This is a genomic window from Streptomyces sp. NPDC003077 (assembly GCF_040611095.1).
Classification (GTDB): Bacteria; Actinomycetota; Actinomycetes; order Streptomycetales; family Streptomycetaceae; genus Streptomyces.
The window spans coordinates 25,192-47,194 of the sequence record NZ_JBEXNM010000028.1; the positions used below are offsets into that span (position 1 = coordinate 25,192).

Sequence of the window (22,003 nt, forward strand, 5' to 3'; positions counted from 1 at the left end):
CTTCGACGGCGGTGAGCTGCTCGGGGACGAGGGCGGTGAAGTGCGCGAAAATGAGTCAGGGCGTGTCCCTGAGCTTGCGCATCAGCTCGGTGACCAGCGCGCAATCACGCGCTTTATCGGAACGCTCGGCCGGTTCCCACTGGGCCTGATACGGCCGGAGCCTCTCGTTTCCCTCGGCAACTCGGGTTGTTCTCACCCGCTCGGCACGGTCCTGTACGGCGGCGAACTCCTTCGGCAGCTCATCCTCGGCTTCCTGATCCCAGAGAAAGTTCAACAGCTCTGTCATCAGTTCCAGATTCGCGGCATGCGGCTCCTGCTCCGGCTCGGCGGCCAATCGGCGTAGCTCCTGCAAGGCGCACCGCACGAGGGCTGGGGTGACCGGCTCACGGTCCGATGCCGACGGTATCGACTGCAGCTGGTCGTACAGAGTGCTGGACCGGTACCAGTCACCGACTTCGGCGCTCACCAGCAGTTCGGCTCGGATCCGGTCGGCCAGTTCCTCGACGAACCACTCCGCGTGTTCCTGCGGCACCAGCGGGCTTACGCTAAGCGAGTTGGCCAGACTCACCAAGTGGGAGATGGGCGAAAAGTGCGTAAACGAGGGGAGCGTTTTCTCGGTCACGTACGCGGCCAGTGATGCCGAGTCGATCAACTCGGCTGCACCTAGGGTCCACTCCAGATGGGTTGACAAGCTCTCGTCCTCAACGAACAACCCCATCTCGAGGTCGTCTTCCACCTGACGGGCGGCAGCGGTCACGGCCAGCTCGTGCTCCCTGAGTCTGGTCAGTGTCCCTTCGCCGTCGGCCATGCGTGCCGCCGCGACCAGTCGGCGCAACTGTTCTCCCTGGACGATGGCCCTGACCAGCTTCAGGAAATGGGCTCGGCCGGCGTTGAGGTGAAAGCGAACGTAGTCCTCGATCGATGGGCTGTGGAACGCGACCCGTCCCTGCTCGATAGTGACCATCGTGCCGTCCAGCAGTTGCAGCGCCCTACGGTACGTCCGGCCGTCCGCCGCTTGGTCCATCTCCTCGCGGTACCAGTGCCACGACTCCTCAAGATCCTCCAGCGGTGCGGACCTGAAGGTGAACAGCACCTCCAGCATGTGTACGGCCTCGTCCGACAGCTCGCTCTCCACGATGCGCTCCCAGACGCGGCACGGATCGTCCAGGTTCTCCAGCATCGCTGCGCCGACGTCCTGACCCTGGCGCGCGGACAACCGGAGGGTCTTCTCGATCAGACGCGGATTGAAGTTCCTGTGCTGGACCACCGGACGCCAGACCGTCGGATCGGCGAACCGGCGCTTGTCATTCGGCGGCAGGGAAGAGTGGTGGACGTGGTTATAGAGGATCTGGCTCCGTACTTGCAGATCCAGGTCGGTCAGCCGGATCACACTGACCATGTTCGGTACGTCCGGCTCCGCCAACCGGTCGTACCGAAAACGGGCGTGCTCCAGCAGGTAGTCGCGAGTCGTCATCACCAGCGCCTTTCCGGGCGTCTCCTGGATCTCCCGGATCACTGACAGCAGGCGATTGTCCTCGTTCTTGTTCAACGGCATATCAAGGGTCGTACTCCCCAGGAAGTCGTCGTACAGGAACACTCGCCGTGTGCCGTCGCGCCAAAGGGTGCCGATCTCGTCGATGTCCTGGGAGATCTCGTGGACCTCGTAGTTGTTGCCCATCAGCCAGGCCGCGAGCATCAGCGCCACAGTCGTCTTGCCCACCCCAGGGATGCCAGCGATGACACAGACCTGCTGGATGTCCTCCAGAAGCTGCTTGGCTCGCTCGAAGCCCTCGTGCGGGACGAAGGTGTCGGCGACGCCTGGTAGCCGCTTCTGAAGCCATGACGAGCGCAGGTACCGGTCCTGGTTCAGCACGGTCTGAAGGACGGAGGTGCTGCTCAGCCAGAGCCGGAAGTGCCGCCGGACCAGGCCCGGACGGCGCAGCAGCTCGGCGTCGATCTCATCCACGCCGTACAGGTCGCCAATGTCGCGCACGTACGGGACGAAGGCACGGCAGAGCTTTTCATTGCCATCGACGGTCAGACCGACCGTCGTGGCGATGATGTAACGGTCGGGCGCCAGCGCGCGGACCTTGGCCAGTTCATTCTTGATCAGGTGCCTGATCAGCGTCGTCTGGGTCGCGCGCGGCCGGTGCTTGCACTGCACGACGGTCGTCCCGTAGGGACCGGTGTACCGCAGGTTCGATGCCACGATCCCGGCCGCGCGGGAAGAGTTCCAGCGGGATACCGAGAACGTCACGGAACAGATCACGGCAGACGACCTCGAAGTCATGGTCCGTCAACCGCCCCAGGTCGAAGGAGTCCAAGCCGAAGCCGTCTTCACCCCATAAATACCGCCACCGGCCTCCATACTCCCCGCAACCATCCGAGTGCTGGCCAGAGGGGGGCAGGTTCTCCTCTAGAGCCTCTCCGGAACCATGTTGCTCACGCTTGCTGTTCGTCTGTCTCGTACAGCCTCCAAGCCGGCCATCGAACGGCTTCGACTTTTCCGTCCTCGCTGCCCAGCAGGTTCCTGCGGTGCAGCATGAGCCGCAGGTGGCGGGCCGCGTCGGAGCCCTCGTCGATTCCCCTGTCGAGTAGGACAGCCCTGGGCGCGGTAGCGCCGACGCCTCTCACCAGAGCGTCCGCCGAGTGTCCGTGAACGGTCTCACCCAGCGTGACGGTGCCTTCCTCAGTACGGGAGAGGGTCCGGTACAGGCGTTTGAGCAGCACATCCTCGTCTTTGTCACCGGGGGGTACGCCGTCCCGTTCCGCGGCCTCCAGCAGCGCGGCGCCCACGCCTCCCCGCTTCCGCCAGAGCTCCTTGTCCCCCACCACGATGAGGTGGCCGCGTGCCCGGGTGATGGCGACGTTCCACAGGTTCAGCTGTCCGCCGACCCACTCGACGGCGCCAGGATGCATGCCTTCTGCGGCGACGAGCGAGAACACCATGACATCGCGTTCTCCGCCTTGGAAGGTGTGCACCGTACCGATGCGCAGACGCTCCTCGTCGTACGGCCGCAGCCGCTTGCGCAGCGTTTCGGCCTGCGCCGTGAAGGGAGTGACAACGCCGACGGTGGCCTCGGGCGGGAGTTGTTCCAGCAGATAGCGGACGCTGTCGAGCACTTTGCGGATCTCGTCCTCGTTGACCCAGGAGCCGCCGAACGGAGGGCGGGCGGCCCGCCCGGTCACACCCGTCCAGATGACAGCTGGGCGGTGCGCCAGAGCGGGACGGCCGCGGGTGTCAGTCAGCACGGTCAGCCCGCCGTCGTAGAAGAAATCGTTGGAGATCCCGGCGATGTGCGGATGACAGCGGAAGTGCTCATCGAGAAGCAATGTGCCACCCGCGGACTGCTCGGCCGCGTGGAAGGCGGAGTGGCGCCGGTAGGCGAGATGGTGCTTCTCCAGCCAGTCGGACCGCAGCCCGTTCCCGCGCCGGATGAGAGCCTCGCGGTGCGGGCTGGTCTGCGTGATGTGCGTGAGCTGCATGGGGTCGCCAATGACCAGGGCGCGCCGCGCCCGGAACAGCAGCGGCAGGACGTGGGGGATGGAGCACTGACTGGCCTCGTCGACGACGACGAGATCGAACAGGGCCGGGCCCGGCGGGAACCGCCGGGCGGAAAGGCTGGTGACAGCCCATCCGGCCGCGGCGGGCGCGTCCGTGGAACCGCTTGAGCGACCCAGAACTTTCCGCATCTGCGGCCAGTCGCTGCGTTTGCCGTCCCGAGCCATCAACAGGTCGATAATGCGGCGGCGCCCGGCCCAGGCAGCGGCTTGGACCGTGGTGGCGAGGAGCGTGCGTGAAGCGTCCTGGACGGTGCTTTCCGCATCGCGGAGGGTACGCGTGAGTGCTGTGTCGTCAACAGCCGCCGCTTGCTCGCGCCCGTCACGCCATTCAGCCTCAGCCTTGGTGAAGCCGGCGAGAGCGAGGCATCCCGTGGCGGGATCACCGGCGTACTCCTTCAGACCGGTCGTGCGCAGGAATCGGGTTCGGCGCCACGATCCGAGGAAGCGCGTGTGGGCGAGGCGGCGTGCCTTGTTCTCCAGCTCCCTCCACCGGGATGTGCCACCAAGCAGGTTCTGGAGTTCGGTGACGGTGGTCCTGAGCTGTTCCGCGTGGTGAGCACGGGCTTCGCCTGCCCGGCGAAGCCGCGCCTCGGTCTCCGCGAGGTGTGCCAGCCCTTGCCGTACTTCTGCCAGGCTGTCGGTGGCCAGCGCGGTGGCCATGAATGCCGTGGCCACCGTGGTGGACGGCTCCGGGCCGGTACGCAGCGCGTGCAGCGCGGCGGCCTCGTGCTCCGCGTTGCTCTTGCCGTTCTTCCGCGTCGAGCCGGTGCGCACGACGCTGCCGGGCACCAGCTTGTCGCAGCGGCGCCAGACTTCGTCCACGGCGTCGTTGTTGGTGGACGCGACGAGTACGGTCTGACCTGCCGCGATCGCCGTGGCCACGAGATTGGCGACCAGCTGGCTCTTACCGGTGCCGGGCGGGCCCGTGGCCACTGTGAGGCGGCGGGTCATGGCCGACCGGAGAACCGCCGCCTGGGCTTCGTTGCAGGGCAGCGGTGTCACAAGGCGCGCCGGTCCGCGGTCCTCGTGGGCGTGTGACCGAGCCCGCTGCGAGGCGTCGGGCGCCAGTGCGCCGAGGGCGGTCTTTCCGATCTGGTTCGCCTGTTCGGCGATGTCGGCGAAGTCGTTGAGAAGCCCCTTCGTGAAGCCTGTCTGGGGATGCGCCGCGAACAGGACCGCGGTGTTGCGGGCCCCGTGGCCGGGCGTGCGGACGTCGATGCGGTCGGTGAGCTGGTCGGGACGGAGCTCCTGCACACACGGCAGTTCGAATTCCTGCGTGAGGAGGTTGCGCACCTCCACCGCCATACGGTCGTGCTGTCCGCGGTGCCAGGACGGCTGAAACGTGTCGATGAGCTGGTTGGCCTCCTCCTCGCCCAGCCAGTCGTGCGCCAGCTGAGGATGTGGCTGGACCGGGCCATACGGTTTGAGTCGCACCTCGCCCTCGTCTTGAACGATCTCGACGCGGCGTACCAGCAGCGGCGCGAACTTCGGCTGCCGCCAGGGGCGCCCAGCGCGAGGCCCGGTGAGGACCACGGCCGGGTAGCCCGCCCAGAGCTCGGCGTCCTCCTCGGCTGCCGAGTCCACCAGTGGGGCCGCTTCCTCGGGAAGCGCGACGCAGCCGTCATCGTCGACGTCGCCGGAGATGAACTTCTCCCCGCCATCCAGGCACACGTACGACGTGTCCTGATGGCCCACGTCCATCAGAGGTGTCTCGGCGCTCTCGGCCAGGACGCATTCACGGTAGTAGTCCAGCAGGTTGCCCCAGGTGGGTCGCGCGTTGGCGGATTTCGCGGCACGCGGTTGTGGCGCTTCTCCAGCGGGGGTCCGGGGCCGGGAGCGCAGAGGATCGAGGATGGGGGCCCGGCCGAACGGGCTGTCCGCGATGACGATGCGATCGTCGACGCCGTGTGTGGACTGCACCGGCACCTGGCGCCCGCCGTCCAGGGCACGCATGCGCCGGTTGACGTAGTGGAACAGGTCGCTGACCGTTACCGCGCTGCCGCTGTCCTTGCTGACTTTTCCCGTGCGCAGCGCCTCGATGACCTCGCCGGTGAACGCCGATGGCTTGACGTCCTCGCCGTCGCCCGCGTCCGCATACGAGTCCTCCCCGGCCCGCGAGGACGACAGGACGTACACGCCCCTGCTGGTCAGCGGGGGCTGCTCGCCGGACTTGGACACAGAGTTCTCAGGCCGTCGGTCCGATGTGCGCAGGCCCATGGCGAACCCACCGCTGCGGCAGCAGTCGATCATCACGATCTTCTGCGGGGCGACGCACTCTTCCAAAGTGTCGTTGAGGAACCCGGCACTGACAGCGGTCGAGGCCACCCGGTCGTAGTCGGTGTCCTTGGCGACGAAGTGGAACTCGCCACCGTCGCGTACGGTGCGCACACCGTGCCCGGATATGTACACGAGCGCGAGTTCGTCCTCGTCGCGCTCCTGAAGGAACTCGCCGATGACCGCCCGCATGTCGTCGGAGGTGAGATCGGATTCGGTCTGGACGGAGACGAAGTTACCGATGTTGCGGTGCTTCAGTACCTGGGTGAGCCCCCACACATCCGCCCGTACGGAGGCCAGCGGAGAGAAGCGGCTGTCGTCGTAGTGCTCATTGCCGATCAGGAGGGCCCGGCGCTTGTGGAAGCGAGTCATACTGCGCCGTCATCCGGTTCGGGGCCGCCCTCGTCGGCGATCCGGTCCTGGAACTCGCGGACCATGCGCTCCTGTGCGGCATCCGGACGGCCAGTGATCTCTATGGAGTCGTCCCCGACGGTGACCACGACCTTGCGGTGCCGCTCCTTGGCGCACCACTCCTTGATCAGGGTGATCAGGACCTGAGACGTCGGGCGGGCGACAGCGGCGGTGCCGGCGACCCAGAGAGCCACCTCACCCACACCGGCACCCTTATGGCCCGGTTGCGTGGGCTCGTCCGCATCATGAAAGTCGACGACGAGACCGTCCGTCGCGTGCAGGGTGGCGTGCAAATCCCGGGTGAGACGCTCCTGCCGAAGTGTGTCGCCGCCTGTGGGCACGACGAGTGTCCACGGCGTTCCCCCGTTGCGCATGTGCTGCTCCTTGCGTTCACGTATGTGCTTGTACGGGCCGTCCGGCGACTCTGGCACGCGGGCCGCTGTAAGAGACAGCCGAGGCTGAACGGAAGGGACGGCATCCGGCCACCTCTGAGCGCCGAAGGAGAGGTGTCCAACCTGATACCCGGCCCGCTCCCGGTCTCCCTCGGGCCGGCTCGAACTGGTCCAGAATGTCGCTCCCACAGCTGTGCCGGCTGCTTCCCGGTCCAGAAGTACGTCCGCTGGTATGCCGGGATCTGGGACTGCTGGGCTCGTCTCCGCACCAAGTTGGTAACGTCATTTCTCACCCGCAGGTTGGTGCCCGCTTTCTCCATCGTCAGTGACATGGGTCACCGCAGGGACCGGTCATCGGGCAATGTCCTCGTCGGCACCACCCGTATCGCGAGCGCAGTGCCGTCGGACCGGAAGGAACTCGCACCCCAGTCGTCGATGTCGTCCGGCTCGGGCCAGTCGTTCCGCCGTTCGTACGCCCGGCGACGGTACTCCTCCACCTTGCCCTCTGCGAGCAGGTCGTAGAGATCTGTGGCGATGCCGGAGAACGCTTCAACGCGCGTGCCGTTGATACGGAAGACGTGGTCAGTACCGACGTATCGCTCCTCCGCGAAACAGACCTCCGCGTCGTGGACACTGGCAGTCCCGGCGAAGGCCGTTTCGCTGAAGTGCTTGCGGCCCTGCTCATCGATCAGATACCGGCCGACCGTCCCTCCGCCACCGGCTAGTGAAAGCTGCCCGGCGGCGTGGGCCCGGGCAATCACTTGGCCGAACCAGGAGAACTGCCGTTCAGGGATCAAGAAGGCGTTGTGCCGTTCCTCCCCACGTGCCGTCGGAATGGCCACGGAGTCCACGTACGGCAGAGTGCGGCGCCCGATAGTCATATCGGCTGAACCCGCACCGGAGCTCGGCCGTACCGGGAGCTCGACACCTCCTTTTGTGTGCAGCATGTGCACCGTCACCCCGGCAGTCGCCAAGAACTCGGTCGATGTCATGAGCGTGGGAGTTTCGTTCCGCTGCCCCAGATGGAGCCGCTCCACGCGCTCACTGCCCCGATCCAGTTGTCTGTATGTCGTGCGAGAGCTCGCGGAGGTCTTCGGCCTCACCGTTTGGTGGTTGCCGTTCACGGTCACCACGAAGATCCGGGAAGCCTCCCCGGGACGCCATACCTCCAGCAGGAAGTCCGGCCGCGGTCTCCCGCCGAGAGTCCCAGCCGGCTTGGTCCGCGCGAAGCCGGGAAGCAAAACGGTTTCCGCGTCGACGATGCTGATCAGGCGATCCGGATACCGTTCGCGAAGCACCCGCTCTGCGACAGCGAGCCCAAACGCCCGGCCCAGCTCCCTTGCCTGCATACCCCGATAGGACAGCTCGGGAGCCTTCCCTTCATCGGTGAGGTGCAGGCTTCCGTGCCGGTCGGCGGCAAAGGCCCGGCAGTATTTCAGACCCTGCCAGTGCTCAGCCAGCCCCCTGCCTCGTCCTTGCCGGGCAAGGGTCGTAGCGCGTGCGAACGTCGCGAGCAGGTCCCACGGAGTCGTCCGTAGAGGGGCACGCTCGGCGAGGGGGAGTGGACGCAGGTCCGGCTTGCGGGGGCCATGGCTTTCATTTCTGGTGTTCTTTGTCTTCTTTTTCGCTCGTTCACGGTCGACGGAAGTGGCTGCTTTCTCCACTCCGGCGAAGAGCTCGGGTGATGAGTTCACCTGCACGGTCAGGAGGTCACCGAGTCGCCTGATCACGTCGAAGGCTGCGGAGTCCATGCACGGGGACAGTAAGAATTGCGGATATCGACGACAAGGGTGTGATTCAGGCCATGACGGTGCAGCTGCCCGTCTCCATGAAGCGCTGGACGGTGTATGTCGAGTCGTTGTCCTAGAGGGTGTCTGAGAAGCCCTCTTCAGGGCAGTCGAGCTGGTGGTCCTGGCCGGGGGAGGCCGGAATGGCCGGGCCGCGTCGTGCATACCCAACGGATCTTTCGGACGCGGACTGGGCGGTGCTTGAGCCGCCGAACCCGCGTCGCGCGATCATCAACGCCCTCGCCTACTGGGTGCGGGCCGGCTGTGCCTGGCGGCTGCTGCCACACGATGTCCCGCCGTACCAGACCGTCTGCCACGACTGGCCGCAGTGGCGGATCGAGGGCCGCTGGGAGGAGATGCTCGCGGCCTGCGGGCCCGGAAACGCGCCGGCCAGGGGCGGGAGCCGACGCCGAGCGCCGGGATAGTGGACAGCCAGAGCGTCCGGGCCACCGAGCGCGGAGGTCGGCACGGGTACGACGGCGGCAAGAAGGGGGTGGGCATCAAGCGACACTTCGTGGTCGACACCCTCGGCCTGGTGCTCGCGGCCTGCGCCAGCCCGGCCGATGGCGGTGACCGGCACGGCGCCGCCGTGCTGCTGGCCCGCTGCGCGCACGAGTTCCCGCGGCTGCGGCACCTGTGGGCCGATCAGGGCTATCGCGGCCGGGACTTTCTGGACTGGGCTAGCAAGAAGATGGAGATCACCCTCCAGATCGTCTTGCGCAAGGACGGCGGCTTCCGTGGCACATGGGCCAAGGCCGACGCTTCACCACGCGTGGTGCCGCTGTTTGCGGCGGTTCCCCGCCGTTGGGTGATCAAGGGGAGTTTCGCCTGGCTGGGCCGCTATCGGCGACCGTCGAAAGACTACGAGCACCTGGCCGACAGCCAGGAGAACGCCATCTACCTGGCCACCGTGATGCTCCTGCTGAACCGCGTCCGAAGATCGCTGCGCCGAACGGGGCTTCTCAGACACCCTCCAGCTGCGGGGCGCCGCCCGGTACACCAGATTACCCCGCCCCTACATGGGCCCTTTGCCCCTGTTCCAGGCCCCGCTCCTCAGGCGGTATCCACCCGCGCGGCAATATGATCTACGGTCTTTACCGCACCAGCACTGATCTTCAGCAACGGGGAATGACGCACATGCGCAAGACAGCAACCCTCACCATCAGTCTGCTCGCGACGGCACTCCTGGCGACCGGGTGCGGCAGCGAGAAGAAGGACGACAGCCCGGTGAAGACGAGCAAGGCCTCGCCGAGCACCTCGGCGGGCAGCGAGGCGAAGGGCTCGTCCTTGGGGAAGAAGGGTGTTCCGCACCAGGTGGCCTTCGAGGTGGGCGGCGCGGGCGCGGCCCAGGTCATGTGGAACGGGAACAGCCACCACTTCGAACAGGTGACGCTGCCCTGGACCAAGACAGAGACCGTGCAGCTGGAGGGCGCCGAGCTGAAGGTCGGCGTCACGGTGTCGGTGGTGCCCGGCTCGGTCAGGGGCCCGGACGGGATGCTCAAGCCGGCCCCGTGCACGATCAAGGTCGACGGCAAGCGGGTCGCTGACAACCAGGACGGCAAGTCGCCCAAGCTATGCCAGTACAAGCTTAAGGACTGACGGCCGGTCCCGCCCTCCGCCTCGCCCCGGCGCGGCATTCACGCATGCCCTGCCGTACCACCGTCCAGTATCCGCGGTGCGGCGAAGCCAGCCGGCCCCGTCCCTCGAGCACGCAGTCGGCGTCCAGCGGGGTTCCCCACCACGCCGGCCGACCGGGCGGCGTTCAGCAACGGCCTGTAGCACGGCACTGATCTGTGGCAAGGGCCATGCGCCTGCTCGCGAGCGGCCGGCAGGCGGGGACACCTGCCGTAGCAACCAATGAAGTCACTCAGACGTCGGACACCACATGGAACGCGAATGGCTCTTCTCGCTCATACCGTTGTTGATCGGGGTGAGCTTCCTTTGCGTTGGCGTGTACGGACTGCGCCGCGCCAGCGCGCTTCGTCGCAGCGGAATCACCGCAGTGGGGCGAGTCGTGCGTCATGACACCAGGCGGGACGACGACGGAGTCAAGTACCACCACCCGGTCGTCGCCTGGACAGCCCGGGACGGACGTGAGTACACGTACCCCTCCGTGTTGGGGCGCGGCACAGTTCTCCCGGGTTTCGGCACCGGTAAGTCCGTCACGGTCCTGTACGACCCGGCCAATCCCCGCCGCTTCGAGATCCGAGGCTGGGATTCCAAGACGTTCTACCTGGTATTCGCCGGGGTGGGGACCGTGCTCACAGCAGGCACGTTGTTGGCCCTCCTCACCTTGATGATCATACTTTGACCATCCGGGGTTCCTCGCGAACCCGCGGTCCCGGGGCAGGCGGGCACCGGTGCAGAAAACTCGTTGGCTTCGGCTGCCACGCCGCAGACATCCCACACACCTGTAGCAGGTGACAAAGGACTCGAAGCGGGAGTTGCACGCGACCCACACCTTCACCTCGGTACACGTCGCGGCAGCAGCAGGGCCTTCGCACGGCCGACAGGGCCGTCTCCCTGGTCGCCATGCGTCAGGTGGCCACGAGCGAATCCGAAGAGACGGCCCGAGCCGAGCTGACGGACACCGAGCACCTCATCCCGACGCCCACGCCCGCACAGAACCGAGGCGCGGCGCGGATCCTCGACGCGCTCATCGCCGCCTACGGCCATCACCGCCCTACCCTCATCGGTGGCCCGTCCGGCATCCGTAGCCTCACTTCCCGCCCTGACGATCTGGTGGCGCGGTCGCGTCCGCCCATCTGGACCGGTGGATCGATCAGGCCGACTCCCGCTCCGGTCCTGCCGACTCGGTGCGTTGTTTGATCGAGTTCCTGGCAAGGGAGTCGTGATGTCAGCGAGGCGGACCAGCCAAGCCCAGCTTCTGCACGCCTCGTTGGTGCTCCTGATGTCCGTCGCAATCCGGATAGCCTGGGGTTGTCTTAACGGAGGTTGGTGGACACCAACGGGGACAATCCGAGCCGTCAGGTCCGGCTGAGCTTCCTGGGATAGGACGCCGACTCGGTGCGGACCAAAGCGAGCTGGCGCAGCGTCAAGTTGGTTCGTCAGCACGCGGTGACCAGCAGCACTCGGTCCTCCAGCAGCAGCCCTCACGACCGGACCTGCCGCACCTCATCGGCGTCCTCACTGCGCAGCGTGGTCACCAGCTTGCCGAAACAGCGCGGGCTCAACTCGCATACTTGCCCACTACACCGGTCGTCAATTCGACACGGCATCGTTCACTGACCCTGATGAATTCCACTTGCGCCGGATGCGCCGTCATGCCGCAGTTGTGGCAGGTCAGCGCCTGACGTGGTGTGTCGTGACTCCGTCGGGGCGGCGGCGGATGCTGGCATCATCCCGTCATCACAGAGAGCTCTGTCGTGGTCACTTAATGATGTGAGATGGAGAGCCGGATGACGCTGTCGTCTGACGTACTGCAGTATCACCGCCGGGTGCTCACCAGCGCGGCCGTCCGTGCCGGGTACGCGCACACCTGCCGCTACGAGGAGCCGGCCGCCCGCCGGGAGATCGCCCGCATGACCGGCGTCGTCATGTCCGTGTGCGGCCCGGGCCGAGGCCCGAACACGCCGACCATGCTTGTCGAGGCGTTGCATCATCCCCTTGCGCAGATCGCTCCAGGGCTCTTCGCCGACAGCACGATGGGCTCGCTGACGGTTCTCGACGGCGGCGAGCTCAGCGACGACGTGTACGCCGAGGGCTGCGAGGACATCGTCGAGTTGTTGAGCGGAGGTGTGGACCCAGCGCGCCGCTGGCTTCCCTCGTGGGCGTGGATGCACGGCGAATTGGTGGAGCGTGAAGCATTTCAGCAGATCAATGAGGGGGCGAGCGAGAAGGAGTACACCGCGCACCGGTATTTCGTGGTGAAGCACCCCGCCGGTGAGGAGCGGCAGCTGGCGGAGCTGTTCAGTCAGGCGGTCGGCATGCGTAAGTCCGTGCGCTACGTGCCGATCCCGGCCGATCAGGTGTTCCGGGGAAGGTTCTGGTGGCCGTGTCCGGTGTGCCGGTGGCCGATGCACGTCGACGGCTCGCAGGTGCGCTGCCGCTTCCCTCTGCACAACGCGGCGTACTTCGTGCGCGCAGACTCCGCCAAAGGGCGCCCGATGCTGCAGCGACGCGACGGTGGCGTGCCCCAGCAACCGGCCGCCCGGTCCTTTCACCGTGAAGGGCCGAAGCGAAGCATCTGCGTGGAGACTGCGGTGTGGCGCCACATCGTCATCTCCGGGGTGTCCGAGGTCTACCTCTTCGAGAGGCTGGACGGGCTCAGGGAACGGGGCGTCGAGGTCCAACTCTGGCCAGGAAAGGACCGCTACGACCTGCTGGTCCGCGTCCCCGCGACAGGCTGGGAGCTGCGGATCGATGTAAAGGACTACAAATGCGCGGTGTCACTGGCTGACCAGTTGCGCAGGAAGCCGCCAGCGGCACGCACCATCGTCATTCCCGACTACCGGGGCGAAGCACAGCAGGACGAGCTGGCCGAACAGCTGCCGAACCTGGCGGTCCTGCTGGTGAGCGAGGTCCTCAAGGCGGCCAAGGCTGAGGTTCGAAAGGCCGGTCGGCGATGACGGTGCAGCTGGTGGAGAAGGACACCGAGCTGGACCGGCGGATTCTGCCGAAGGTCATCGCCTGCGCGTGCGCACTAGCGCAACAGCACTTTCCGCTGCAGACGGCGGACGGCAGCGCCGGCACCGACCTACAGCGCGTGGCCTACCTCCTCACGGGGCGGTACGACGCATGGACCGAGTATCCGCAGCTCTCGGGCGACGAGCAGCGGCGAATCAGCCGCATGCTGCGCCAGCGCCCCAACCGGCTGAGTAACAAGGAGTCGCTGCGTACGGACGCGGAGCGGTTCCTGGCCACGGGGGCGATCTGTGAGTACGTCTTGCAGGACGATGACGTGCTCGCCGCTCGCCACGGCATGTTGCCCGTGGAGCTGGCCGACGTGCTACTGGAGGAGATCGACCGGCTGCGAGCCGAGAACTCCGGCGCGCTGTCCGACGCCGAGCCCGGCGACTACGTGACCACCCTGCGGGTGCCGATCGCCGGTCACGACTCCACGTGGGCCGTTCAGGCCCACTACACGCTGGAGGAGCGGCATGCGGCACCGGAGGCCGAGCCTGTCACGGTACGCACCGCGCCGGCGGCCGGGCAGTTGACCCTCAAGGTGAACGAGTTCCTCGCCCTCAACAGGGAGCTGGACCAGCAAGCCGGTGAGTCTTTCCGTACCGAGTCCCTCGAGCCGCTGTTTGCTGAGCTACGCACTGGCGACGACGTTGGGCTCGGTGAACTGCTGCGAGTCGAGGCAGGGAACCTGCAGGTGCTCCAGGCCCCGACCGGGTTCGGCAAGAGCGTGCTGATGCGCAGCCTGGGCTCCTGGGCCCATGCGGAGGGCGTCACACTGGGGCTGGCCGTTCCCACCACCATGGCCGCGCTGAAGATGGCCTACGGCATCGAGAAGGACCTGCGCTCGCGCGGAGTTGAGCGTCCCGAGCAGCTGGTCGTGCCGCTGATGTCGCCGAACAGCATGATGGTCGCCCTGGATCAAGCGGCAGCGGAGTCGAGGGACCGGGCCTTCATCAAGTGGGCGGAGGACCGGCTCGGCTACGGTTGTGCCCTGCCGTCGCTGGCCACCGTCGACGACGAGGTCGATGCGTGGGTACCCGGTCATGAGGCCTGCATGTCCCTGGTCCCGTATCGGCCCGTCGGTGTCCCGGAATCAGGCCGGGGCTCGAAGGCGCGGCGGCTTGGGACCTGCGCCTGCCCTTTCCGTGCGGTGTGTGGGAAGTTCCGTCTGGCCCGGCAGGCCTGTACCGCGCACATCATCGTCACCACGCACGCGAACTTTTATCAGGGGCATCTGCACATCCCGGTCCAGGTCGACTCCGGTGCCATCGTCGAGCGGATGACGGTGGAGGAGCTGATCATGCGGCGCTGCCAGTTCACCGCTCTGGACGAAGTGGACGCCTTCCAGTCCTTCGTCCTGGGCCGGGCCGGCAGGGGACTCACTCTGGCCTGGGGCAACCGCCAGGACCAGCGCCCTCTGCTGAGACTCGACGGTGAGTTCATCCAGGCTTTCGGACGGGTGCGGCCGGCCCTGGACGAGAGCATGCGCAACACGCTGATGCGCACCCGATGGCTCGCCGAGACCTACACCAGCCACCTCGCCCACGGCGCTCTCGGCCCCAGCAACCGCAAAGTGACGAAGAAGAGAAGCCGTAGTCCCAAGAAGTCGGGGCGTCCGGCTCAGGAACGACGGTGGATCATTCCGCAGCGCTGGGACGGGTGGATCAGTACCCAGCTGCGTGCCCTGTTCGCCAACGACGACCAGCAGGTGACCACGCAAGAGCGCGGCTTCTCGCCGGATACGGCGGAGCGTGGTCTCTTCGCCGCCCTGTACGAGCGCAAGACCAAGATGACGGCGTTGCCCGAGCACCTGCACCCATTCGCCCAGCTCCTGCGGGACGTCATCGACCCTGATGCGGATGCCGGATCCCTGGCCCACGTACGCAAGCAGCTGGAGCAGCGGCTTGCTCCGTGGGTTCCCAATCAGCAGGTCCGGGCTGACGTGCTCGACCGGATGCTGCGCCGAGCCTTCCTCGAACCGCTGCGGCTGCTGCTGTACCGCTTCGTCCACAACGCGCAGCAGCTCAAGTTGGCCGGCGTCGAGGCGGCGCGGGACATCGCCGACGTGCTCGGGCCCTTCAGCGCGTGGCGGGCCATCCCGCACGGTCCGCAGGGACGGCTCATGTTCGCCTTCACCGAGGACGTCAGGACCGGGGTGCCGGAAGACACCCGGCTGAGCGTGGCGGCCTTCGGCGGGGACCCGCACACCTACGTCACCACCCTGGGCCAGATCACCGCCCTGGCACACAGCGGTCACAAGCGTGTCGTACTGGGCCTGTCCGCCACCGCGTACGCGCCCGGTGCACACCGTCACCACGTGCACGCAGTTCCCACCTGGTGGGTACCCGATGACGTCGATCACGGCGTCAGCATCGAGGCCGAGCTATTCCCCGGCCTGGGAGAAGAGATGCTGAGGATCTCTGGCATCACGGGCAAGGACCGGATCGAGGCCACGCGGCTTCTCGGCCGACGCATGTGGCCCAGGCTGCGTGGCGAGCTGAAGGCTCTCGGAGCTCTGAGCAAGCGCCGTGTTCAGGACTCCATCCTGCTCGTCACCACCTCCTACGACAGCTGCCAGCACCTGCGCGACGGCCTGCTGGCCGCCGGAGCCGAACCCGGTCTCATCGCGGTCGCCGTCAGACCCCGACCGGATGACGAACCCGTGGCCCGCCATGACGAGACCGGCGAACCGCTCTGGCACGAGATCCCCGGCGACCAGCTGGAATCGTTCACCCGGCTACCCAAAGCCCGGATCCTGATCGCGCCGCTGGGCCGGGCCGAACGAGGTCTGAACATCCTCGCGCCGCAGTCCAACAAGTCAGCGATCGGCTCCATCTGGCTCGCCATCCGCCCCGTCCCGCTGGTCGACGAACCCGACGAACTCCTCGCCCACGTCGGTGCCCGCGCCCTGGACGAGAAGGAGACCAGCAGTGAGCCCTGGACCGAGCTCGAGCGACGCCGCACGGTAGCCGGCCACTACTTCGAAAAGCTGATCACCAGCGAACGCTACTTCCGCTCCCTGCCGCCCCGCGCCAAGAGAGCCATCGCAGCCGAGCTCATCATCAGCCTCGTCCAACTTGTCGGCCGCGCCCGACGCGGAGGCACACCGGGCCGCATCAAACTCGTCGACGCCGCCTTCCTGGACACAAGCGGCAACTCCGACCTGCCCTACCTCATCCGCGAGCTGCGCACCCAATGGGCCCGGAGCGACGAGTTGCCACTCATGAGTCGCTACTACGGCACCACTCTGAACGCCTTCTTCCGCTTCGCCGACCACCACATCCGGGAGACCACCCGATGATCAGTACCCTGGCCTTCCTCTTCCCGTACAGCGGGCTCGGAAAGATCACGCTCTATCCCCTGAATCGCGAGTTCGGGGAGGCGTGGAGCTCCCTGCCCAGCTACGGCGACGCCAAGAACGGAAAGCCGCGCCGCCCTCCGTATGCAGGGCTGGCCGCTGCGCTCAGCGCGGTGTCGGGCCAGCCTGTCGTTCTGATGCCGCACAGTTACGAGCCTGTCGACGACGAATTCGCCCAACCCGCCGTCGCCGTGACCACTCGACCCTTCGACCCCTGGATCTTGTTCACTGCGGTCAGCGAGTGGGAGCGGTGTGTACGCAAGGGTGAGCACACAAACACGCTTGCCCCCCTGCTGGCTGCCGCCGAAGTCGAACACCCGGATCTAGCCTCTTATGTCCGCGGTGCCGAGGATGGCACCCCGCACGCCCCGGGCTGGTTCTACCGCGTCGCGGCCTGGAACTTCGCGCAGCGCCTGGCCCGCACCTCCCTGCCCGCCCCGGACGGCTCCCGGACGCGCCGAATCCGTTGGCGCATGGACACCCAGGGCAGCCTCATCAGCTGGGACGACGTCACGAAGAGGATGACCCTGAAGCCCAAGCGCACCGGATACGCCCTGCACAAACTGGACTTCCGTGTCGTCACCCAGCCCGGCGAGCCCCTGTTCGCCCTCCACGCGTTGCCCACGTTCAGTCGCCTGGCCACCCACTGGGCCAGCACCCGCACCGCCTTCATCGAGCACGGCACAAACAAGAACACGCTGCTGCGGATGCCGATCGGCCACACCAAGAACAGCGACGGCGAGTGGGTGCCCTACGCCCGCAACTACGCCGCCGAAGTCCTCGACGCCTGCGGCATGGACTTCACCGCCTGGCCCACCAACGACGATCTCGCCGAGCTCCGAGGCCAGATGCGCGCCCTCATTCCAGGTCCCGTGCCCCACGTCCTCGGCAAAGGTGTCGGAACCCGCTTCAACAAGATCCTCGCCGACCACATCAATGAGACTTTCAAGCGACCCAAGATCATCCAAGTCGGCTTCGAGCCGACCCCCATTGAGCTGACCCGCCCGACCAAGGGCTCGATCACCCGCGCCGATCTCGACCACGCCCTCGCCGCCACCGGCAGCGAAGCCGTTCGCATCATCGCCCTCTACAGCGACGGCACGACGCGCCGGAGGATGACCGAGGCCCTAGCCCCCTACACGAACACCTCCGACCAGCCGCTGGACTGCAGCGACCACAACGACCACCGCCTCAGCGAACGGCTCTTCGTCCGCTTCCACCGCCTGCCCTCCCTCGACCGCGCCGACCGCGTCGACTGGCACGACGAACTCGCCTTCCTGGACCAACTCGAGGCCGGCACCACTCTGAACGGCGCCTGGGTCGAGACCATCTGGAATCCGAAGCCAACCAAGCGCGAACGCGAAGCGGGTCAGCACCGCCACGACCACAAACGCGACCTGCGCCGTGCCCTGTACGAGCGCGGCATCGTCTCCCAGTTCTTGGCCCGCCAGACGACGCCCGAACCCGAGGACGTGGCGGAAACAGAAGCGCACGACGAGGCCGAACCTCCCAAGGACTACAAGGCGATCAACGCCCTGCGGGATCTCGTGTTCCGGCTCGGCTGTGTGGACGATCGTCTCCGCCACGTCACCGACCTGGCCGATGAACCCATCCTGGTCGGTATCCACCTACGCCAACAGCGCATCAGCAATCGCCGGCCCGGCGCCGCCGACCGCACGCAGATGGTCGAAGTCCTCACAGCGCTCCACACCAGCAGGGATCCAGACCGCCCGTGGCACATGGAGTCTTACGACCACAGCACCCATGACTGGCGGCCCCAGGCCGCAGCAGAAGCGGCCTTCGGCCGGGGCGCGATCGGCCGCGAGGGGCACGCGCGTCACGAAGAGGGCGCTTTGCTGGCGCGTCAGCACATCGATTCCGCCCTGAAGATCCTTCCCTCCGATCGCCCGTTGATCATCTTCGTGGACACGGAAGCCTGCCGCACAATCTGGCCCGGCCTCCAAAACGTCCACTTCGGCAGGGGGCCGCTGCCGGGGGATGACCTGCGCACCCCCACGCGGTCCGTCGCCGTGATCGCCATCAACACCTCCTACGGTGAAGTGCCCACCCCGGTGGAGAACACCGCCAGCCCCCGCAAGAGCCCCAAACGCCCACCCAAGCCCCAAGACCGCCTCTACAAGCGCACGACCAGCACCGGCCTCACCAGCTGGTACATCGCTCAGGCGTCCCGTACCTACGAGGGCTTTGGACAAGCCGGCAGTATCGGCGGCGTCTACACCCGCTTCACCCTTCCCAAGGACGACTGGGCCCTCCAGCGCAAGGACTGGCACAGTTTCACAGCCGCCCAGCTTGCCATTCCTCATGCCGGAGGCCGGGATCCGCAACAACTCGCCTCCCTTGCGGCACAGTTGTGTCACCAGTCCCTGGCCTGGGACGCGCGAACCCGCCACCCGTTCCCGCTGCATGTCGCCGGCGCCATGGACCGCGCCCACCCCGAATACCGAGGCCCCAGCATCGAGCCGAGCGTCACGACCGAGGCCGAGGAAACACAGCACGACGTGTAACGCCATCGGACAGTCGGCCCGCACACCGCCCGGATATGGAACTGCTGGACCGGCGGCAAGGACAACTACCCGGTCGACCGGGAGGCCGACGACCGGATCCGCGCTTTGTACCCTGGGATCGGGGAGTACGCGAAGGCGGACCGGCTGTTCCTGGGGAGGGCGGTGCGGCACTTGGCCGAGCAGGAGGGCATCCGGCAGTTCCTGAACATCGGCACGAGGCTGCCGAGCGCCGACAACACGCACGAGGTCGCCCAGCGTGTCGTCCCCGACGCGCGCGTCATGGACGTCGACAGCGATCCGCTCGTGCTCGCCCGCGCCCCACTGGCTAGCCTGGGATTGTCTTAACGGAGTTTGGTGGACCGGAGCTTCGTCATCCGCGGAAGGCGCTGTTCGGAAGGCGTCACGCCACGTCTGACGTGAATTGCTGCTTCACAACGCTGACTTTTCCCGTCTCGGCGCAGAGGCCGGCGTCGCGTGCCAGCATCGCCGCAGAGGCCCGATCATGCACCTCCAGTTTCATGAAGATCCGCGATACATAGTTGCGGACCGTCTTTTCTGCCAGAAAGAGCCGACGCGCGATCTCTCGATTATTTAAACCACATGCGATCAGTTCCAGTATTTCGAGTTCTCTGCTCGTCAGCTCGGAGAGTTCCGTCAGCTCCGGCAGGACCTGTACCGTCGAAAAATGTCGGCTGAGTCGGGAAGCTACGGTCCGGCTGAAGGCGGCACCCCCCTTGGCTACTATCCTGATGGACTGGATCAGTTCCTCGGGTGATCTGATGCGTGCGAGATACCCGCTGACCCCGACGCGCAGGGCGGCGAAGACCGCGTCGTCGTCATCGCACTGCGAGATCACGAGCATTCTGGGCCGTGATTTATCGTGGCGATATCTTGACTCTATCTGCTGGGCGCACTCGTGAATGGATCTCTTCGACGGCGGCTCGCCGAGGACGATGACGTGCGGTTGTAATGCGGTCTTCTCGAGACATCGCATGGCGTCAGAGTTGCACACCGCCTGCCCGATCAGGGTGAATTTTTCTTCCTGCTCAATGATCGTTTCCAGCCCGGCGAGAGAAACCGGGTTGTCACTGATGGCGAACAGGTTAATCTGCATTTACCTGAATCTCCTGGATTTTCGCCCGGTGTGGCGCTGAATTGCTTCGAATGCCGTCGGTATACCTTGCTTTCGAAGCCGACTCCTTCATTATTGCGAGCGGGAGTGCAAAATATGGAATGGCTGTATGACCCTTGTGCAGCACTTTCCGTGCTCTATCATTCATAGCGCCTGATGTGGCGAAAATGAATGAGTGAAGTGTGGCCGAGACGGCGTCTCCCGAGGTCGCCCGGTCCCCTTCGTGCACCGTTCATTTGTAGGTGATGTGCAGAAGGCGGGGAGAATGCATGGCACTCATGTGAGTATGTGTAGGTGATCGACTGGAACGCAAGTTCACTTCTTAAGTGAAAGATGTCCGTTCCGCATAGTGAGCGATTATCGGTCATGGATATGCCTTGGTGGCAGGGCGTGGTTCGATGGCTGTTCCCATCCCCCGAAACCGTCCGGCAGCCCGCGATCACCTGCGGTTTCGTGCCTGACGCGGGTGTGTACCCGGACGACCGCCCCGCAGTCCGGACGCCGTTCGGACACGGCGAGCCAGTGACTCAAATGGGAAGGCCGATGGCTGACTTCGGTGATCGGACGCCTGCTGGGTGAGATGAGCGCAGTTGTCCCCGCGTCACAGACGGTTCACGACACATGCCGAATACGCCCCGGTCCACGCCCGCATTGGACGTGCGTTGAATCGGCCCCATACGTTCGGAGCATGGGTGATATCTCTCGTCGACGCCTGATCACGCTCGATGCGCTGGCCTCGTTCTGCTTCCTCCTGCTCCCGCAGGTGTCGGTGCTTCGGATAGCCGCCGGCGATGAGGTGAGCGGTACCGCTTTGTGGTTGCTGTCCCTGAGCGCCGCGCTGCCGCTGGCCGTACGGCGGCTGTGGCCCGTTCCGGTCTTCGGATTCGTGCTGACCGCCGCCTGCGTGGCGCTGGCTGCGGGGGCCGGACCGACGCCCTTCCTCGCTACCGCGTACGCCCTCTATGTGGTGGCCACGACCAGGAGGCGGCGGTCAGGACTGTCCGTTGTCCTCGTCGCCGCACTGTGCGCGTCAGGCGCCATCTTCATCACAGTGTCCGGCGGACAGGGCTACCAGGGCGGAAGCAAGGCCGTACAGATCATCTTCGCTCTGCTCGTCCTCGGCGCCACGTGGGCGATGGGGGCCGCCGTCCGGGAACGGCGGGAGGGCCTGCGGCGCGCCATCGAGCACGCGGCCGAGCAGGCGAAGGCCGAGGAACGCCTGCGCATCGCCCGCGACATCCACGACGTCGTCACCCACAACGTGGGCCTGATCGTGATCAAGGCTGGAGTTGCCAACCATGTGATTGCCACCCGCCCCGAGGAGGCGAGGGAGGCGCTGACGGTGATCGAGGACGTCAGCCGCCGGGCGTTGCGCGACATGCGGGCCACTCTCAAGGTGCTGCGCCGGGAGCAGGACAGCGGTGCGGGCGACCTGCAGCCGATCCAGGGACTGGCGGACCTGTCGGCCCTGGTGAACACGGCCGAGGCGGCCGGGGTACGCGTCGACCTGAGGACCCGGTACGTGGAGGAACCTCCCGGCGGTGTCGCGCTGTCCGCGTTCCGGATCGTCCAAGAGGCGCTGACCAACGTTGTCAGACACGCCGCGCCCACTCGCTGTCAGGTCCGTCTCACCGCGGAACAGGGCACGTTGACGATCGACGTCACCGACGAGGGTCCCGGCCCGGGACACCGGCCGACCGTGTCCGGCGGCGGCATGGGCCTGATCGGCATGAAGGAGCGGGTCGCCGCGCACGGGGGCGCCTTCAGCGCCGGACCGCGCACGGGCGGCGGCTTCCGGATCCTCGCGACACTGCCCTACTGAGCCGTACACACGCCCTACCGAGCCGCGTGCACCGCCGTACGCTGCCGGACTCATCCGCAAGTATGGGTTCGGCCCGCCCGGGCCGTCCCGG

The 22,003-nt window shown here is 66.4% G+C and carries 13 protein-coding genes and 1 pseudogene; 9 read left to right on the plus strand and 5 right to left on the minus strand.

What is annotated here, in order from left to right:
- Positions 1-55: 55 nt before the first annotated feature.
- The 4 genes from ABZX96_RS19865 to ABZX96_RS19880 form a co-directional block, all read right to left on the minus strand.
- Complete coding sequence (locus ABZX96_RS19865) at positions 56-2,269, minus strand: hypothetical protein (RefSeq protein ID WP_355546112.1); 2,214 nt, start codon at positions 2,267-2,269, stop codon at positions 56-58.
- A gap of 173 nt (positions 2,270-2,442) precedes the next feature.
- Positions 2,443-6,210, minus strand: a complete 3,768-nt coding sequence (locus ABZX96_RS19870; protein ID WP_355546113.1) for an AAA domain-containing protein — start codon at positions 6,208-6,210, stop codon at positions 2,443-2,445.
- Positions 6,207-6,680 (minus strand): hypothetical protein, encoded by a 474-nt coding sequence (locus tag ABZX96_RS19875; RefSeq protein WP_355546115.1) that lies wholly within the window; start codon positions 6,678-6,680, stop codon positions 6,207-6,209. The genes ABZX96_RS19870 and ABZX96_RS19875 overlap by 4 nt, the downstream gene beginning before the upstream one ends.
- Before the next feature lie 296 nt (positions 6,681-6,976).
- Positions 6,977-8,392, minus strand: coding sequence for a hypothetical protein (locus ABZX96_RS19880; RefSeq protein ID WP_355546117.1), 1,416 nt, complete (start codon positions 8,390-8,392; stop codon positions 6,977-6,979).
- 233 nt (positions 8,393-8,625) lie between these two features.
- Between ABZX96_RS19880 and ABZX96_RS19885 the strand changes: the two genes are divergently transcribed.
- The 8 genes and pseudogenes from ABZX96_RS19885 to ABZX96_RS19920 all read left to right on the plus strand — a co-directional run.
- Positions 8,626-8,853 carry a transposase gene (locus ABZX96_RS19885; RefSeq protein ID WP_355546119.1) on the plus strand — a complete coding sequence of 76 codons (228 nt, stop codon included), beginning with the start codon at positions 8,626-8,628 and terminating at the stop codon, positions 8,851-8,853.
- On the plus strand, positions 8,853-9,512 hold the full coding sequence (locus tag ABZX96_RS19890) for a transposase (RefSeq protein ID WP_355546121.1): 660 nt from the start codon (positions 8,853-8,855) through the stop codon (positions 9,510-9,512). Before ABZX96_RS19885 ends, ABZX96_RS19890 begins: the two co-directional genes overlap by 1 nt.
- Before the next feature lie 53 nt (positions 9,513-9,565).
- Complete coding sequence (locus ABZX96_RS19895; protein ID WP_355546123.1) at positions 9,566-10,027, plus strand: hypothetical protein; 462 nt, start codon at positions 9,566-9,568, stop codon at positions 10,025-10,027.
- Positions 10,028-10,313: 286 nt separating this feature from the next.
- On the plus strand, positions 10,314-10,739 hold the full coding sequence (locus ABZX96_RS19900) for a DUF3592 domain-containing protein (protein WP_355546125.1): 426 nt from the start codon (positions 10,314-10,316) through the stop codon (positions 10,737-10,739).
- Positions 10,740-11,847: 1,108 nt separating this feature from the next.
- A complete protein-coding gene (locus ABZX96_RS19905) occupies positions 11,848-13,017 on the plus strand; it encodes a hypothetical protein (RefSeq protein WP_355546127.1) in 1,170 nt (389 codons plus the stop codon).
- Positions 13,014-16,376: a hypothetical protein gene (locus tag ABZX96_RS19910; RefSeq protein WP_355546129.1), complete on the plus strand. Its 3,363-nt coding sequence runs from the start codon at positions 13,014-13,016 to the stop codon at positions 16,374-16,376. The genes ABZX96_RS19905 and ABZX96_RS19910 overlap by 4 nt, the downstream gene beginning before the upstream one ends.
- Entirely contained in the window at positions 16,373-18,958 is a 2,586-nt protein-coding gene (locus ABZX96_RS19915) for an RNaseH domain-containing protein (RefSeq protein ID WP_355546131.1), read from the plus strand. The genes ABZX96_RS19910 and ABZX96_RS19915 overlap by 4 nt, the downstream gene beginning before the upstream one ends.
- 18 nt (positions 18,959-18,976) lie before the next feature.
- Positions 18,977-19,270, plus strand: a pseudogene (locus ABZX96_RS19920) (SAM-dependent methyltransferase); the annotation flags it as partial.
- Positions 19,271-19,358: 88 nt separating this feature from the next.
- Here ABZX96_RS19920 and ABZX96_RS19925 read toward each other — a convergent pair.
- A complete protein-coding gene (locus ABZX96_RS19925) occupies positions 19,359-20,072 on the minus strand; it encodes a response regulator transcription factor (RefSeq protein WP_355546133.1) in 714 nt (237 codons plus the stop codon).
- A gap of 706 nt (positions 20,073-20,778) precedes the next feature.
- On the opposite strand from ABZX96_RS19925, the gene ABZX96_RS19930 reads away from it, so the two are divergent.
- Positions 20,779-21,912 (plus strand): sensor histidine kinase, encoded by a 1,134-nt coding sequence (locus ABZX96_RS19930; RefSeq protein WP_355546135.1) that lies wholly within the window; start codon positions 20,779-20,781, stop codon positions 21,910-21,912.
- The last annotated feature ends 91 nt before the right edge of the window (positions 21,913-22,003 follow it).